Annotated in this window: 13 protein-coding genes; 10 read left to right on the forward strand and 3 right to left on the reverse strand. The window is 71.5% G+C overall.

Going from position 1 to position 14,271, the window contains the following annotated elements:
- The first annotated feature begins 175 nt into the window (after positions 1-175).
- From ABZV34_RS31920 to ilvD, 3 genes are all read left to right on the forward strand, one after another.
- Positions 176-1,000: a sugar phosphate isomerase/epimerase gene (locus ABZV34_RS31920; RefSeq protein ID WP_356284370.1), complete on the forward strand. Its 825-nt coding sequence runs from the start codon at positions 176-178 to the stop codon at positions 998-1,000.
- Positions 997-1,611 carry a TetR family transcriptional regulator gene (locus ABZV34_RS31925; protein WP_356284373.1) on the forward strand — a complete coding sequence of 205 codons (615 nt, stop codon included), beginning with the start codon at positions 997-999 and terminating at the stop codon, positions 1,609-1,611. Before ABZV34_RS31920 ends, ABZV34_RS31925 begins: the two co-directional genes overlap by 4 nt.
- Positions 1,612-1,919: 308 nt before the next feature.
- Complete coding sequence (gene ilvD / locus ABZV34_RS31930; RefSeq protein WP_356284376.1) at positions 1,920-3,773, forward strand: dihydroxy-acid dehydratase; 1,854 nt, start codon at positions 1,920-1,922, stop codon at positions 3,771-3,773.
- 88 nt (positions 3,774-3,861) lie between these two features.
- Here ilvD and ABZV34_RS31935 read toward each other — a convergent pair whose 3' ends face one another.
- On the reverse strand, positions 3,862-5,985 hold the full coding sequence (locus ABZV34_RS31935) for a serine/threonine-protein kinase (RefSeq protein WP_356284379.1): 2,124 nt from the start codon (positions 5,983-5,985) through the stop codon (positions 3,862-3,864).
- A gap of 188 nt (positions 5,986-6,173) precedes the next feature.
- On the opposite strand from ABZV34_RS31935, the gene ABZV34_RS31940 reads away from it, so the two are divergent.
- The 4 genes from ABZV34_RS31940 (at position 6,174) to ABZV34_RS31955 (ending at position 8,459) form a co-directional block, all read left to right on the forward strand.
- Complete coding sequence (locus ABZV34_RS31940; RefSeq protein ID WP_356284382.1) at positions 6,174-6,521, forward strand: SH3 domain-containing protein; 348 nt, start codon at positions 6,174-6,176, stop codon at positions 6,519-6,521.
- Between the two features lie 88 nt (positions 6,522-6,609).
- Positions 6,610-6,909 (forward strand): SH3 domain-containing protein, encoded by a 300-nt coding sequence (locus ABZV34_RS31945; protein ID WP_356284407.1) that lies wholly within the window; start codon positions 6,610-6,612, stop codon positions 6,907-6,909.
- Between the two features lie 64 nt (positions 6,910-6,973).
- Positions 6,974-7,477: an EamA/RhaT family transporter gene (locus ABZV34_RS31950; protein ID WP_356284385.1), complete on the forward strand. Its 504-nt coding sequence runs from the start codon at positions 6,974-6,976 to the stop codon at positions 7,475-7,477.
- 97 nt (positions 7,478-7,574) lie between these two features.
- Positions 7,575-8,459, forward strand: coding sequence for a class I SAM-dependent methyltransferase (locus ABZV34_RS31955; protein WP_356284388.1), 885 nt, complete (start codon positions 7,575-7,577; stop codon positions 8,457-8,459).
- Here the strand turns inward: ABZV34_RS31955 and ABZV34_RS31960 are convergent.
- Entirely contained in the window at positions 8,423-9,844 is a 1,422-nt protein-coding gene (locus tag ABZV34_RS31960; protein ID WP_356284391.1) for a SulP family inorganic anion transporter, read from the reverse strand. The two genes, ABZV34_RS31955 and ABZV34_RS31960, sit on opposite strands and share 37 nt — an antisense overlap.
- A 296-nt stretch (positions 9,845-10,140) precedes the next feature.
- On the opposite strand from ABZV34_RS31960, the gene ABZV34_RS31965 reads away from it, so the two are divergent.
- The 3 genes from ABZV34_RS31965 (at position 10,141) to proC (ending at position 12,711) form a co-directional block, all read left to right on the forward strand.
- Positions 10,141-10,989 carry an ABC transporter ATP-binding protein gene (locus tag ABZV34_RS31965; RefSeq protein WP_356284394.1) on the forward strand — a complete coding sequence of 283 codons (849 nt, stop codon included), beginning with the start codon at positions 10,141-10,143 and terminating at the stop codon, positions 10,987-10,989.
- Positions 10,986-11,801 carry an ABC transporter permease gene (locus ABZV34_RS31970; RefSeq protein WP_356284396.1) on the forward strand — a complete coding sequence of 272 codons (816 nt, stop codon included), beginning with the start codon at positions 10,986-10,988 and terminating at the stop codon, positions 11,799-11,801. The genes ABZV34_RS31965 and ABZV34_RS31970 overlap by 4 nt, the downstream gene beginning before the upstream one ends.
- 100 nt (positions 11,802-11,901) lie before the next feature.
- Complete coding sequence (gene proC, locus ABZV34_RS31975) at positions 11,902-12,711, forward strand: pyrroline-5-carboxylate reductase (RefSeq protein WP_356284399.1); 810 nt, start codon at positions 11,902-11,904, stop codon at positions 12,709-12,711.
- 56 nt (positions 12,712-12,767) lie between these two features.
- Here proC and trpS read toward each other — a convergent pair whose 3' ends face one another.
- Complete coding sequence (gene trpS / locus ABZV34_RS31980; protein ID WP_356284402.1) at positions 12,768-13,766, reverse strand: tryptophan--tRNA ligase; 999 nt, start codon at positions 13,764-13,766, stop codon at positions 12,768-12,770.
- Between the last annotated feature and the right edge of the window lie 505 nt (positions 13,767-14,271).

A 14,271-nucleotide genomic window follows, 5' to 3' on the forward strand; every position in this document is an offset into this window, starting at 1 on the left:
CCGGGGGGCATGTTCTCAGCCCGTCAGGCGTGTGAGGACGAGCCCTCCGGGGCGATCGGGGGTCCAGGGGGCGGGGACCCGTTCACGGGGCCCGTGAGGGCGGGACGGCCGGTTCCCGGTGGTCCGCGGGTCACCGCCTCCCCGTGCTCAGGCCACTCCCCGTACTCTGTCCCTCGTGGCAGAACCAGTGGTGCGCATCCCGGATGCGAAGGTCGCGCTGTCCACGGCGTCCGTGTATCCGGAGTCGACGGCGACGGCCTTCGAGATCGCGGCGCGCCTCGGGTACGACGGTGTCGAGGTCATGGTGTGGACCGACCCCGTCAGTCAGGACGTCGACGCTCTGCGCCGGCTCTCCGACCACCACCGGATCCCGATCCTCGCCGTCCACGCCCCCTGCCTGCTCATCACCCAGCGGGTCTGGTCCACCGACCCCTGGACCAAACTCCAGCGCGCCCGGGCGGCGGCCGACAAGCTCGGCGCGAGCACCGTCGTCGTGCATCCGCCCTTCCGCTGGCAGCGTCAGTATGTCCGCGACTTCGTCTCCGGCATCTGGCAGATGGCGGACGAGACGGACGTCCGCTTCGCCGTCGAAAACATGTACCCCTGGCGCTATCGCGACCGCGAGGTGCTCGCGTACGCCCCCGACTGGGACGTCACGAAGGACGACTACCGCCACTACACGATCGATCTCAGCCACACCGCGACCGCGCGCACGGACGCCCTGCACATGATCGACCGCATGGGCGACCGCCTCGGCCACGTCCACCTCGCCGACGGCAACGGTTCCAACAAGGACGAGCACCTGGTCCCGGGCCGCGGCACCCAGCCCTGCGCCGAGCTGCTGGAGCGCCTCGCGCTCGGCGGTTTCGACGGCCACGTCGTCATCGAGGTCAACACACGCCGCGCGATGTCCAGCGCCGAACGCGAGGCGGACCTCGCCGAGGCCCTCGCCTTCACCCGCCTGCACCTCGCCTCCGCCGTCAAGGTGCCCGGCCGGTGACGGACGCAGCCCCGCGCCGCCGGGGGCGCCCCTCCCGTACGGAGACGGAGGCGGCCCCCGCCACCCGCGACCGCATCCTCGACGCGGCCCGCGGGGAGTTCTCGGAGCGAGGCTACGAGAAGACGTCGGTCCGGGGCATCGCCAAGGCCGCCGGGGTCGACTCCGCCCTCGTGCACCACTACTTCGGCACCAAGGAGCAGGTCTTCGAGTCGGCCATCGAGGTCGCCTTCGCCCCCGCCCTGGCGGCCCCCGTGGCGGTCGAGGACGGCCCCCTCGACGGCGTCGGGGAACGCCTGACCCGCTTCATCTTCGGCATCTGGGAGAACCCGGCCACCCGCGCGCCCCTGCTGGCGATCGTCCGTTCCGCCGTGAACAACGAGACCGCCGCGGCCGTCTTCCGCCGGCTCATCGCCGCCCAGCTGCTGCGCCGCATCGCCCAGCAGCTCGACCTCCCCGACGCCGAACTGCGCGCCGAGCTGGCCGCCGCCCAGCTGGTGGGGGTGGCGATGCTCCGATACGTGATCAGGGTCGAGCCGCTGGCCTCGGCGGACCTGGAGGCGATCATCGCGCGCGTGGCCCCGGTGGTACAGGGCCACCTCACCCTTCCCTGAGCGGGCGAGCGCTCCCTCCCGGCTCACCCGCGAGACACCCGGGCGACGGGCTTCCGCGGGACCAGGCACCCCGGACGGGCTTCCGCGGGCGCCCACGCCCCGGCGCCCACAGGCATCCGGCGCTCCTGACAGCCACGTCGCATCGGATCCCGAGGCTCGTGCGGGCGTCGTCCGCCGCTCCGGCCCGGCGCGCCGCCCCGTACCCGCGTACCGAGACAGGCATCCCGCATTCCGGACGCCGCGTCCGAATCCTGGCGCGGCGGCGTAGGCTCGATCCCAGTCATAACTCTCCGAAGGAGCGAGCGACGATGCCCGAACTGAGGTCCCGCACAGTCACCCACGGCCGCAACATGGCGGGCGCACGCGCCCTTATGCGTGCCTCCGGTGTACCGGGCGCGGACATCGGCCGGAAGCCGATCATCGCGGTCGCCAACTCCTTCACGGAGTTCGTGCCGGGCCACACCCACCTGCAGCCGGTCGGCCGGATCGTCAGCGAGGCCATCACGGCCGCCGGGGGCATCGCGCGCGAGTTCAACACCATCGCGGTCGACGACGGCATCGCGATGGGGCACGGCGGCATGCTGTACTCCCTGCCCTCCCGCGACCTGATCGCGGACTCGGTCGAGTACATGGTGGAAGCCCACTGCGCCGACGCCCTGATCTGCATCTCGAACTGCGACAAGATCACGCCCGGCATGCTGATGGCGGCCCTGCGTCTGAACATCCCGGCGGTCTTCGTCTCCGGCGGCCCGATGGAGTCCGGCCGCGCCACCCTGGTCGACGGCACGGTCCGTACGCTCGACCTGGTCGACGCGATCTCCGACGCGGTGAACGACAAGATCTCGGACGAGGACATCCTCCGTATCGAGGAGAACGCCTGTCCGACCTGCGGCTCCTGTTCCGGCATGTTCACCGCCAACTCGATGAACTGCCTGACCGAGGCCATCGGCCTCTCCCTCCCCGGCAACGGCTCGGTGCTGGCCACCCACACGGCCCGCAAGGGGCTGTACGAGGACGCGGCCCGCGCGGTGGTCGACATCACGCGCCGCTACTACGACGAGGACGACGAGTCGGTCCTGCCGCGCAACATCGCCACGCACGCCGCGTTCGAGAACGCCATGGCCCTCGACATCGCCATGGGCGGCTCCACCAACACGATCCTGCACCTGCTGGCCGCCGCCCAGGAGGCGGGCGTCCCCTTCGGGCTGGACGAGATCAACGCCGTCTCGCGCCGGGTGCCCTGCCTCGCCAAGGTCGCCCCGAACGTCGCCAAGGACCGCACGTACTACATGGAGGACGTGCACCGCGCGGGCGGCATCCCGGCCCTGCTCGGCGAGCTGCACCGGGCCGGCCTGCTCAACGAGGACGTCCACTCCGTGCACAGCCCGTCCCTCTCGGACTGGCTGAAGACATGGGACGTGCGCGCGGGCTCCCCGTCCCCCGAGGCGATCGAACTGTGGCACGCGGCGCCCGGCGGCGTCCGCTCCTCCGAGGCCTTCTCCCAGTCCGAGCGCTGGCTGGCCCTGGACGAGGACGCGGAGAACGGCTGCATCCGCTCCTCCGAGCACGCGTACTCCAAGGACGGTGGCCTCGCGGTCCTCAAGGGCAACCTGGCGGTGGACGGCTGTGTCGTGAAGACGGCGGGTGTCGACGAGTCCATCTGGACCTTCGAGGGCCCCGCGGTGGTCTGCGAGTCGCAGGAGGAGGCCGTCGACAAGATCCTCCGCAAGGAGATCACCCACGGCGACGTCGTCGTCATCCGCTACGAGGGTCCCAAGGGCGGCCCGGGTATGCAGGAGATGCTCTACCCGACCTCCTTCCTCAAGGGCCGCGGCCTCGGCAAGACCTGCGCCCTGATCACCGACGGCCGCTTCTCCGGCGGCACCTCGGGCCTGTCGATCGGCCACGCCTCCCCCGAGGCGGCCTCCGGCGGCACCATCGCCCTGGTCCGGGACGGCGACCGCATCCGCATCGACATCCCGGGCCGCTCGATCGAGCTCCTGGTCGCCGACGAGGAGCTGGCGGCCCGCCGCTCCGCCCTGAACGGCGTCTACGCCCCCGCGAACCGCGAACGCAAGGTCTCGGCCGCCCTGCGCGCCTACGCCGCGATGGCGACGAGCGCGGACAAGGGCGCGGTCCGCGACGTCTCGAAGCTGGGCTGACCCACCACCGCGCACTTCAGGGGCCGCTCCTGCCGGGGCGGCCCCTTCGCGCTGTCCGTCCCGCCCCGCTCGGCCTCGGGCGGCCCGTTCACCAGGCGGCGGGGTCGTTTCCCGCCACCGCGAACACTGTCCCGTCCGGCGCACTCGCGTAGACGCGGCCGTCAGCGATCAGCGGGACGGGCAGCGCGCCCAGGACGCGGTCCGACTGAGGTCCGGGCCGTGCCCGGGTCTGACCGACGAGCTTCCCCCGGGCGGCGTCCACGGCGAGCAACCGTCCGTCCGGCGTGGTGAGGTACACATGCCGGGCGTCGACGGCCGGGGTGGAGCCCCGGCTCACGGAGGTCTCGATGCGCCAGCGCTCCACCCCGGCGTCCATGTCGACGGCCATCAGCCCGCCGAGAGTGCTCATCAGGTAGACGGTGCCGGCGCGGACGGTGGCCTGGGCCTGCGGCAGCGACAGGCCGATCCTCACCCGGAGTGACCTCCCGCTGCCGGGTTCGTAGCGGACGAGTGCCTCGGTCTCGGTGTTCTTGTTGACGGATGTGAAGAAGACGGCGCCTCGCACTGTGCCGACCGGATCAAGGGTGCCGGTCAGACGGGTACTCCACCGCAGGTTCCCGGTCTCCGGTTCCACCGCGGTCACGCGCGTACGCGTCCCGTCGTCCGTCGTGCTCGTGACGTAGGCGAGTCCGTCCCCGGCGAACGAGGCGAGGTTCGGCGTGGTCTGTCCCGGCAGGCCGCGGCTCCAACGTTTCTCGCCGGTGGCGCCGTCCACCCCGGTGACCGTTCCGTCGGCCCGGGCGAGGAGGAGCATGCCCCCCGCGTGCTGGAACCGGTCGTAGGTCGAGAGGGGCATCGTCCATCGCACCGTGCCGGACACCGGGTCGAGGGCTTCCAGGAGCCGTCCGCCGTGGGTCACGACGTGTACGAGCCCACCCGACATGACGGGGCCTCCGTCCGGGAGGGTCCTTTCGGGCGAGGTGTGCCGCCACAGGACTCTGCCGTCGACCGGGTCGAGAGCGGATGTCAGCCCCGGCTGGGCGCAGAACAACTTCCCGCCGCCGTAGGAACAGTCGGGCGTCCCGGAGGCTCGGCCCGCGGGGTTCGTGCTCCACCCGCTGAAGGCGGCAGGCGCGGAGCGCCGCTGATGATTCGTCGGCGCGCCGGCGCTGCTGTCCTGCCCGAGCAACTGCGTCGTGGTCAGTGTCCCGCCCGAGACGAGCGCGAGCGCGCCGACGGCGAGGGCGACGCGCTTGAGCGTCCGCCTCCCGGGGCGCGGGGCGGGCGGCGCGGCTTCGTCGACCACGGCGCCGGACGGGGCACCGGAGGGAGCGGCGGACCGGTCGGTGCGCTGGGCCGGAATGAACGCCTGGGTGTCGTACGAGGCCGCCACCGAACGCAGTTCCCGCATCAGCTCGTCAGGTGTCGGCCGGTCCGCGGGCTCCTTTGCGAGGCAACGGGTGATGAGCGGTGCGAGATTCGCCGGTACGTCGGTCAGATCCGGTTCGTCGTGCACGACTTGGTAGGCGACGACATAGGGACTGTCGGAGTCGAAGGGACCGCGGCCGGTAGCCGCGTGCACCAGCACCGAGCCCAGGGCGAAGATGTCGGCGGCCGGCCCCACCTCGCGTGGGCGTCGGAACTGCTCGGGTGCCATGAAGGGCGGCGTTCCGATCAGCTTGCCTGTCTCGGTGCGCAGTTCACTGTCCGACGGCCGGGAGATGCCGAAGTCGATGACCTTGGGGCCGTCCTCCGCGAGCAGGACGTTGCTCGGCTTGAGATCTCGGTGTACGACACCCACCCTGTGAATGTCGCGCAGTGCCTCGGCCAGTCCGGCCATGAGCCGACGCAACTGAGAGGCGGACAAAGGGCCGTTCCGCTTCACCTCCTCGGCGAGGGTCGGACCCGGTATGAACAGGGTCGCCATCCAAGGCCGCCCGGCCTCCGGGTCCGCATCGACCACGGGCGCGGTGAACGCTCCGCTCACTCGCCGCGCCGCGGCGATCTCCTGCCGGAAACGCCCTCTGAACTCGGGATCCTTGGCGTACGCGGCGTGGACGACCTTGACCGCGAGCCGCAGCCCAGAGCCGCTGCGGGCCAAATGGACCACGCCCATGCCACCGGATCCGAGGCGCTCGTACAGGCGGTACTGCCCTGCGTACTCGGGAAGTTCCGCTTCCGGATCCGCTCCGGTGTTTCGCTGTGGCGCCATGGACCCACCCCCGTGCTGTTCGTCCGCGCGCGCGACGCACGGAGCCTAGTCGATTCCTCGTGCGAGCCCGAGGCGGCTTGCTAGCCTCCGCGTGCGGCAGGCGTACATGTGTGCGCCACCTGAACGCACGTGATTCACCTGTTCCATCCGATTCGTCTGATTCATTTGATTCAACGGGGGAAGCCTTCATGGCTGTTGAGCGCATGGAAAGCATCGAGAGCGTCACCAGCACGGTCAGTCGTGAGGAGGAAGCGGCGGTGACGTCTTCCGACGCCGCCGTGGCGGGACTGGTCACCTACCCGATCGCACCCGGTGTCGCCCTGAACGTGCGCAGCGGCCCGGGCACCGGATACCGCATCGTGCGGGTCCTGCCCGAGGGCTCACGCGTGTCGATCTTCTGTCAGTCCCCCGGCGAATCCGTGAGCGGCCCGTACGGCACCACCAGCATCTGGGACAACATCTCCAACGGCGAATACGTCTCGGACGCATACGTGAGGACCGGCAGCGACGGCTACATCGCACCGCGCTGCTCCTGAGCAGAAAAGGACGAACAACGCCATGAAGACTTTGACACGCAGGAGAGCCATGGTGGCCGGAGGGCTCGCCGCCACGGTCACGCTGATGATGGGAGCCGCATCGGGGACGGCGAACGCGGAGTCCCTGAGCGCGGCGGCGATCAGGACGTATCCCATCGCCCCGGGAGTCAGCGTGAACGTCCGCAGCGGTCCCGGCACGCACTACTCCGTCGTCCGCACCCTGCCGGAGGGCTCGTCGGTGCCGATCAACTGCCAGTGCCCCGGCGACACCATCAGCGGGTACTACGGGACGACGGACATCTGGGACAACATCGCCAACGGCCAGTTCGTCTCCGACGCCTACGTGAAGACGGGCAGCGACGGTTACGTCGCGGGGCGCTGCGCCTGAGCCGAAGACGCCGGTGGTTCGGGCGAGGCCGGGCCCCGCGGCCGACCGGAGCGATAATCGTCGTGTGAGCGATACGACCGAAACCGGTACCGGTACCCCCGCGGGACCCCAGCCCGAACCCCTCCGTTTCTTCGGGACGACCTGGGTGGAGCACGACGGCGGCTACCCGGCCCGCCGCGCCGGCGTGGCCGTCGGCGCGCTCGCCGCCGCGGTGGCCGCCTGCTTCCTCCTGCGCTTCGCCTACCAGGGACTGACGATCGCGGACGTCGGCAGGCCGGTGACGATCCTGGTCGTGGTGATGTTCGCGGTGTGCGGCGCGCTCGCCTTCCGCCACACCTGGGACGCCTTCTCCAAGCGCCCCGACCCCGACCGGCAGGCCTCCCTGCGGGGCCTGCTGGCCATCGGTTTCGTCGGCACCCTCCTCGCGTACTCCGTCCGCTCCCTCACCGAGGCCCCGGGCGAGAAGCTGCACCGCGAGGAGTACGAGGCGGCCCGCGCCCGGTACGACCGCCGTTCCGCCGGCAGCACCCGCAATCCGTCGAGGAAGCGCCGGGCCTCCGGGTCCTGACGGCACCCCGTCCGGCCACAGAAGCTCCCGCCGCGGACCGGGGCGGCGGGGACGGAAACCCCTGTGCCCCCACAGCCACACCAGCCACCATGAACGTATGACCCCCTCCTCCCACCCCGACGCCGACACCGGAGCCGAATCCAGCACCGGCACCGAAACCCGCACCGACCCCGCCCCCGACCCCGAAACCCGGAACCGGGCCCGAGCCACCCGCGCCCACTCCTTCAACACCGCCGCGGCCCAGTACGCCGCGAACCGCCCCTCCTATCCCCCCGCCCTCTTCGACGCGATCGAAGAACTCGCCGGCCGCTCCCTGACCGGCGCACGGGTCGTCGACGTGGGCGCCGGCACCGGCATCGCCACCGCGCTGCTGCGCGCGAGGGGCGCGCACGTCCTGGCCGTGGAACCCGGCGAGGGCATGACCGCGGAGTTCCGCCGCACCGTCCCCGGCGTTCCGATCGTCCGGGGAGACGGCAACGCCCTCCCCCTCCTCGACGCCTGCGTCGACTTCCTGACGTACGCCCAGTCCTGGCACTGGACCGACCCGGCCCGCTCCCTGCCGGAGGCACTCCGGGTCCTGCGCCCCGGCGGCTCCCTCGCGCTCTGGTGGAACACGGACGCCCTCGACGTCCCCTGGATCGCCGCCCAGGCACGACGGATCGAGCGGTACTTCGACGACGAACAGGCCGGCAAGCGGGGCACCGGCAGCAATGAGGGCGTGGCCGGGACCCACAGCGAACGCGCCTTCGCGGGCGCCGACCATGTCCCGGACCACGCCCACCGTGTCGTCCGCTGGAGCCGTCGCGTGCCGGTCGACACCCACCTCGCCAACGTCACCAGCCACTCGATCTTCCTGGTCCTCGGCGAGGAGGGGACCGAGGCCTTCCTCGCCGAGGAGCGGGCGCACCTCTGGGAGGAGTTCCCGGACGGACAGGTCGAGGAGGTCTACGACGTACTGGTGATCGTGGCGACCCGTTCGTGATCCCGCGCGGCGGCCCACCGTTCCAGGGCCGCCGCGCACGCGTGGTCCACATGCCGCAGCCCGCCCAGCTCCAGCCGTACGTCACGGTCGTGGGGCAGCGCCTCCAGGGCGTCCAGCAGTTTCGGCAGCCGCAGGAACGTCGCGTTCCCCATCACCCGGACGACCAGTCCCTCGGCACCCCGGTCCTCGGTCTCCACATGCACATGGCTGATGTCCCACGCGGTCTTCGCCACGGCGAGCGCCAGTCCGACGAGCACCCCCTCGAACAGGTTCCCGGCCACGATGGCCACCGCCGTCACACCCAGCACCACGACCTCGCCCCGGTGCCCGCGCCACAGCAGCCGCACCTCCCGCACCGGCACCAGCTTGCAGCCCGCGTGCACGAGCAGTCCCGCCAGCGCCGCCACCGGAATGATCCCGAGGACCCCGGGCACCAACGTCGTGAAGACCAGCAGCCACACCCCGTGCAGCACCCGCGAGGCCTTCGTGCGCGCCCCCGCCTGCACGTTCGCCGCGCTCCGCACGATCACGGCGGTCATCGGCAGTGCCCCGAGCGCCCCGCACACGGCGTTCCCCGCCCCCTGCGCGATGAGTTCACGGTCGTAGTCGGTCCGCGGTCCCCGGTGCAGCCGGTCCACCGCCGCGGCGCTGAACAGCGATTCGGCCGACGCGATCAGCGCGAACGCCAGCACCGTCCCCCACACACCCACTTCCGTGAGGCGCCCGAGCGCCGTCAGGGACGGCGGCTGCACGGAGTCCAGCAGCCCCCGCACCGTCACCCGCCGTACGGACAGGTCGAGCAGGCCGGTCGCCGCCGACGCGAGTCCCACCGCCATCAGCGGCGCGGGCACCACGCGGGCCCCGCGCCGCCACCGCGGCCACAGCAGGAGTACGGCGACGGTGGCGGCCCCGACCGCGAGGGCCACCGGGTCGGCGGCACCGGGCAGCGAGACCAGCCCGGCGATCTTGCCGAGCCCGCCGGCCGGCGCGGCCGCGTCGCCCATCGCGTACACCTGACCCGCGATCAGCACGAGCCCGATCCCGGCGAGCATTCCCTGCACCACGGCCACGGACACGGCCCGGAACCACCGCCCGAGCCGCAGCACCCCGAGCGCGAGCTGTACCAGCCCGGCCCCGAGCACCAGCACACCGAGCGCCGGCAGCCCGTACGTCCGCACCGCCTCGTACACCAGCACCGTCAGCCCGGCCGCCGGCCCGCTGACCTGCAGGCTGCTGCCGGGCAGCACCCCGGCGACCAGCCCGCCGACGATCCCGGTCACCAGCCCCAGTTCGGCCGGCACACCGGAGGCTATGGCGACCCCCACACACAGGGGCAGCGCGACGAGAAACACGACGAGGGACGCCAGTAGATCGGCTTTGCGCATCACAACAGCACCTCCGGTCGAGAGCGGCAGACGCGTGGGCTGCCGAGCCCGGGGAAGGCGCGGCGGTCGTACGGGCGCGGTCCGGCGGCCGGTGGGCATATGACCACGCACTGAAATCCATTGTCGGTAACGGGAGTTGTGCGCGCAGCCCTTCCGTGTGACCGCCACGTGACCGTGGAAGCGCACCACCCGCACCGCGCGCCGGAACATCCCCTTCCGGTCGCGCCCCCGCGCGCCTGCGCCGCCGGACGCGCCCGGGCTTGACGGCCGTACCGCACGCGAGCAATATTCATCACGTGATGAATTTCGAGAGCCACGCGCCCTCCCCGGCCGACCCGCCGGACCCCTCCGTATCCCCTCTCCCGTCCGCCGGCTCCCAGCCCGCCGTGCGCGCCGAGGGCCTCACCGTCGTACGGGGCCCCCGCACCGTCCTGCGCGGACTCGACTTCGCCGTGCCGCGCGGCCAGATCACCGGGCTGCTCGGCCCCTCCGGCTGCGGCAAGTCCACGCTCATGCGGTCCACCGTCGGCACCCAGGCCAAGGTGGCCGGCACCCTCGAAGTCCTCGGCCGTCCGGCGGGCGACGCCGCCCTCCGCTCCCGCATCGGCTACGTCACCCAGTCCCCGTCCGTCTACGACGACCTGACCGTCCGCCAGAACCTCGACTACTTCGCCGCGGTCCTCGACCCCGGACGCGCGGCCGCCGACCGCCGCCACCACCACGTCACCCGCGCCATCTCCGACGTCGACCTCACCTCCCACGCCGACTCCCTCGCGGGCAACCTCTCCGGCGGCCAGCGCAACCGCGTCTCCCTCGCGGTCGCTCTCCTCGGCACCCCGGAGCTCCTGGTCCTCGACGAACCCACCGTCGGCCTCGACCCGGTCCTGCGCCGCGACCTGTGGACCCTCTTCCACGCCATCGCCGCCGACCGGGGCGCCACCCTCCTCGTCTCCTCGCACGTCATGGACGAGGCCGAGCGCTGCCACCGCCTGCTGCTGATGCGCGAGGGCGAGATCCTCGCCGACGACACCCCCGACGCCCTGCGCGAACGCACCGGCTCCGAGACCGTCGAGGCCGCCTTCCTCCACCTGGTCGACGAGGCGAACGCGACCGCCGACAGGCCCCGCAAGGAGACCGTCCGATGACCACCGACACCACCGCCGACCACCTGATCCCGGGCGCAAGCACGAGTACGAGCACCAGCGCGAGGGCGAGCGCCATCAACCACGCCCGGACGACGGCCACCGCGACGCGCGTGCTGCGTCAGCTCCGCCACGACCCGCGCACCATCGCGCTGATGATCCTCATCCCGTGTCTGATGCTGGTCCTGCTCCGCTATGTCTTCGACGGCAGCCCGCGCACCTTCGACTCCATCGGCGCCTCGCTGCTCGGGATCTTCCCGCTGATCACGATGTTCCTGGTCACCTCCATCGCCACCCTGCGCGAGCGCACCTCCGGCACGCTGGAGCGCCTGCTCGCGATGCCGCTCGGCAAGGGCGACCTGATCGCCGGTTACGCCCTCGCGTTCGGCGCCGTGGCCGTCGTCCAGTCGGCGCTGGCCACCGGCCTCGCGGTCTGGTTCCTGGGCCTCGACGTCACGGGCTCCCCCTGGCTCCTCCTGCTCGTCGCGCTGCTCGACGCGCTCCTCGGGACGGCGCTCGGCCTCTTCGTCTCGGCCTTCGCGGCCTCCGAATTCCAGGCGGTCCAGTTCATGCCGGCGGTGATCTTCCCCCAGCTCCTCCTGTGCGGCCTCTTCACGCCCCGTTCGAGCATGCACCCGGCCCTGAAAGCGGTGTCCGACGTGCTCCCCATGTCCTATGCCGTCGACGGAATGAACGAGATCCTCAGGCACAGCGACATGACGGCCACGTTCGTCCGTGACGCCCTGATCGTGGCGGCCTGCGCCCTGCTGGTGCTGGTCCTCGGCGCGGCCACCCTGAGGCGCCGCACGCAGTGACGCGCCGTGGCCGTCCGCCGGTCGGACGGGCCACCCCGTCCGACCGCCCGGGTGCGAGGATGACCCCCAGGACGACGCACCCCTGGAGGGCACCCGCACCATGACCCAGAAAGTCGCAGTCCTCGGTACCGGAAAGATCGGCGAAGCCCTGCTGAGCGGAGTGATCCGGTCCGGCTGGGACCCCGCCGACCTCCTCGTGACGGCCCGCCGCCCCGAGCGCGCCAGGGAACTCCAGGAGCGCCACGGCGTCACGGCCGTCACCAACGCCGAGGCCGCCAAGAGCGCCGACATCCTGATCCTCACGGTCAAGCCGCAGGACATGGGCACTCTCCTCGACGAACTCGCCCCGCACCTGGCCGCCGACCGCCTCATCATCAGCGGCGCGGCCGGCATCCCCACCTCGTTCTTCGAGGAGCGTCTGGCCGCGGGCACCCCGGTGGTGCGCGTCATGACGAACACCCCCGCGCTCGTCGACGAGGCCATGTCCGTCATCTCCGCCGGCAGTCATGCCACCGAGGAGCACCTCGCCCACACCGAGGAGATCTTCGGCGCCGTCGGCAAGACGCTCAGGGTCCCCGAGTCCCAGCAGGACGCCTGCACCGCCCTCTCGGGCTCGGGCCCGGCGTACTTCTTCTATCTGGTCGAGGCCATGACGGACGCGGGCATCCTGCTCGGCCTGCCCCGCGACAAGGCCCACGACCTGATCGTCCAGTCCGCGATCGGCGCCGCCGTGATGCTCCGCGACAGCGGGGAGCACCCCGTGCGGCTCCGCGAGAACGTGACGTCGCCGGCGGGCACCACGATCAACGCGATCAGGGAGCTGGAGAACCACGGCGTACGCGCGGCCCTCATCGCCGCCCTGGAGGCCGCCCGCGACCGCAGCCGCGAACTGGCCTCCGGCAACAGCTAGTGCCGCGCCGGGCGAACCGGCGAAGGGGCCGGGCGCGTCCGCCCGGCCCCGCCGTCTCAGCCCGCCGCCAGCAGCCCGATCGCCCGGTACGCCGAGTCCACCCGCGGTCTGGCCATCTCCCGCGCCCTGGCCGCACCATCCCGCAGCACACCCTCCACATAGGTGGGGTCGCCGCACAGTTCCTTGTGCCGTTCCCGCAGGGGCCGCAGAAGTTCGACCACGGCCTCGGCGGTGTCCTTCTTCAGGGCGCCGTAGGACTGATAGGCACCGCTCAGGGTCTCCGGGTCCGTGCCCTCACAAGCGGCGAGGATCTCCAGCAGGTTCGAGACCCCGGGCCGCCCCTCCGGGTCGTGGACGACGTCCTGCCCGCTGTCCGTCACCGCCCGCATGATCTTCTTCCGCGTGACGTCCGGTTCGTCGAGCAGATAGACGACGCCCGGTCCCACGTCGTCGCTCTTCCCCATCTTCGACGTCGGCTCCTGGAGATTCATGACCCGCGCGGCGACCTCGGGGCGGGTGGCCCGGGGCACCTCGAACGTGTGCCCGTACCGCTGGTTGAACCGCACCGCGAGATCCCGGGTCAGTTCCACATGCTGTGTCTGGTCGTCCCCGACCGGCACCTCGTCGGTCCCGTACGCCAGGATGTCCGCCGCCATCAGCACGGGATAGGTCAGCAGCGACAGCCGTACGCTCCCGCCCCGCTCCCGTTCCCGCGCGGCCTTCTCCTTGTACTGGATCATCCGGCGCATCTCCCCGTCCGTGGCGACGCACTCCAGCAGATACGACAGCCGGGCGTGCTCGTCGACATGGCTCTGTACGAAGACGGTGCACAGCCGCGGATCGAGCCCCGAGGCCAGCAGCAGTGTCGCGGCCTGCCTGCTGAGTCTGCGGACCCGTCCCGGATCGTGGTCCACGGTCAGCGCGTGCAGATCGACGATGCAGAACAGGGCGTCGGCCCGGTGCTGATCGACATCGGCCCAGCGGCGCACGGCCCCCAGGTAGTTCCCCAGCGTCAGATGCCCCGTCGGCTTGACCCCGCTGAAGATCCGCTTCATCTCTCCACCCTCTGGTCGAGGCCGCCGCACCGTCCGGCCGGCCCCCCAGGAGGGAGATACAGAAACGGCCGCCGGGGCGGCGGCCGTTGTGTACATACGTGAGTACGGCCGCCGTCAGGCGGCCCACCACTGCTGGGTGCACGTATGTGTCGTCATGGCTCCGAGGGTACGGGTCCGAGGGGCGTCCGGGGCCGAGTTGACACACCCCTGTCGCGTACGTAGTGTTCTCCGAGTTGTCCGACGTGAGCTCCGACTCCGGTCGGTCCCCGGACAGCCATTCCGCAACAAGCATCCAGCGAACGGCGACTCGTCGTCGGCTCGTTTATGTGCGCGTTTGCGAAATGAGGAATCCGCGTTCGAAAGGACGCCCCCGATTAGCTCGGGAGGCAGGAATCCGCTAAAGTCTCACTCGTCGGAACGGCCCAAGGGCCGGGAAGACAAGCCCCACTGACTGGGAATCAGGCCCGAAAGGATCTGATAGAGTCGGAACCGCCGGAAAGGGAAA

Source organism: Streptomyces sp. NPDC005195, from assembly GCF_040608315.1.
Lineage (GTDB): Bacteria > Actinomycetota > Actinomycetes > Streptomycetales > Streptomycetaceae > Streptomyces > Streptomyces kaempferi.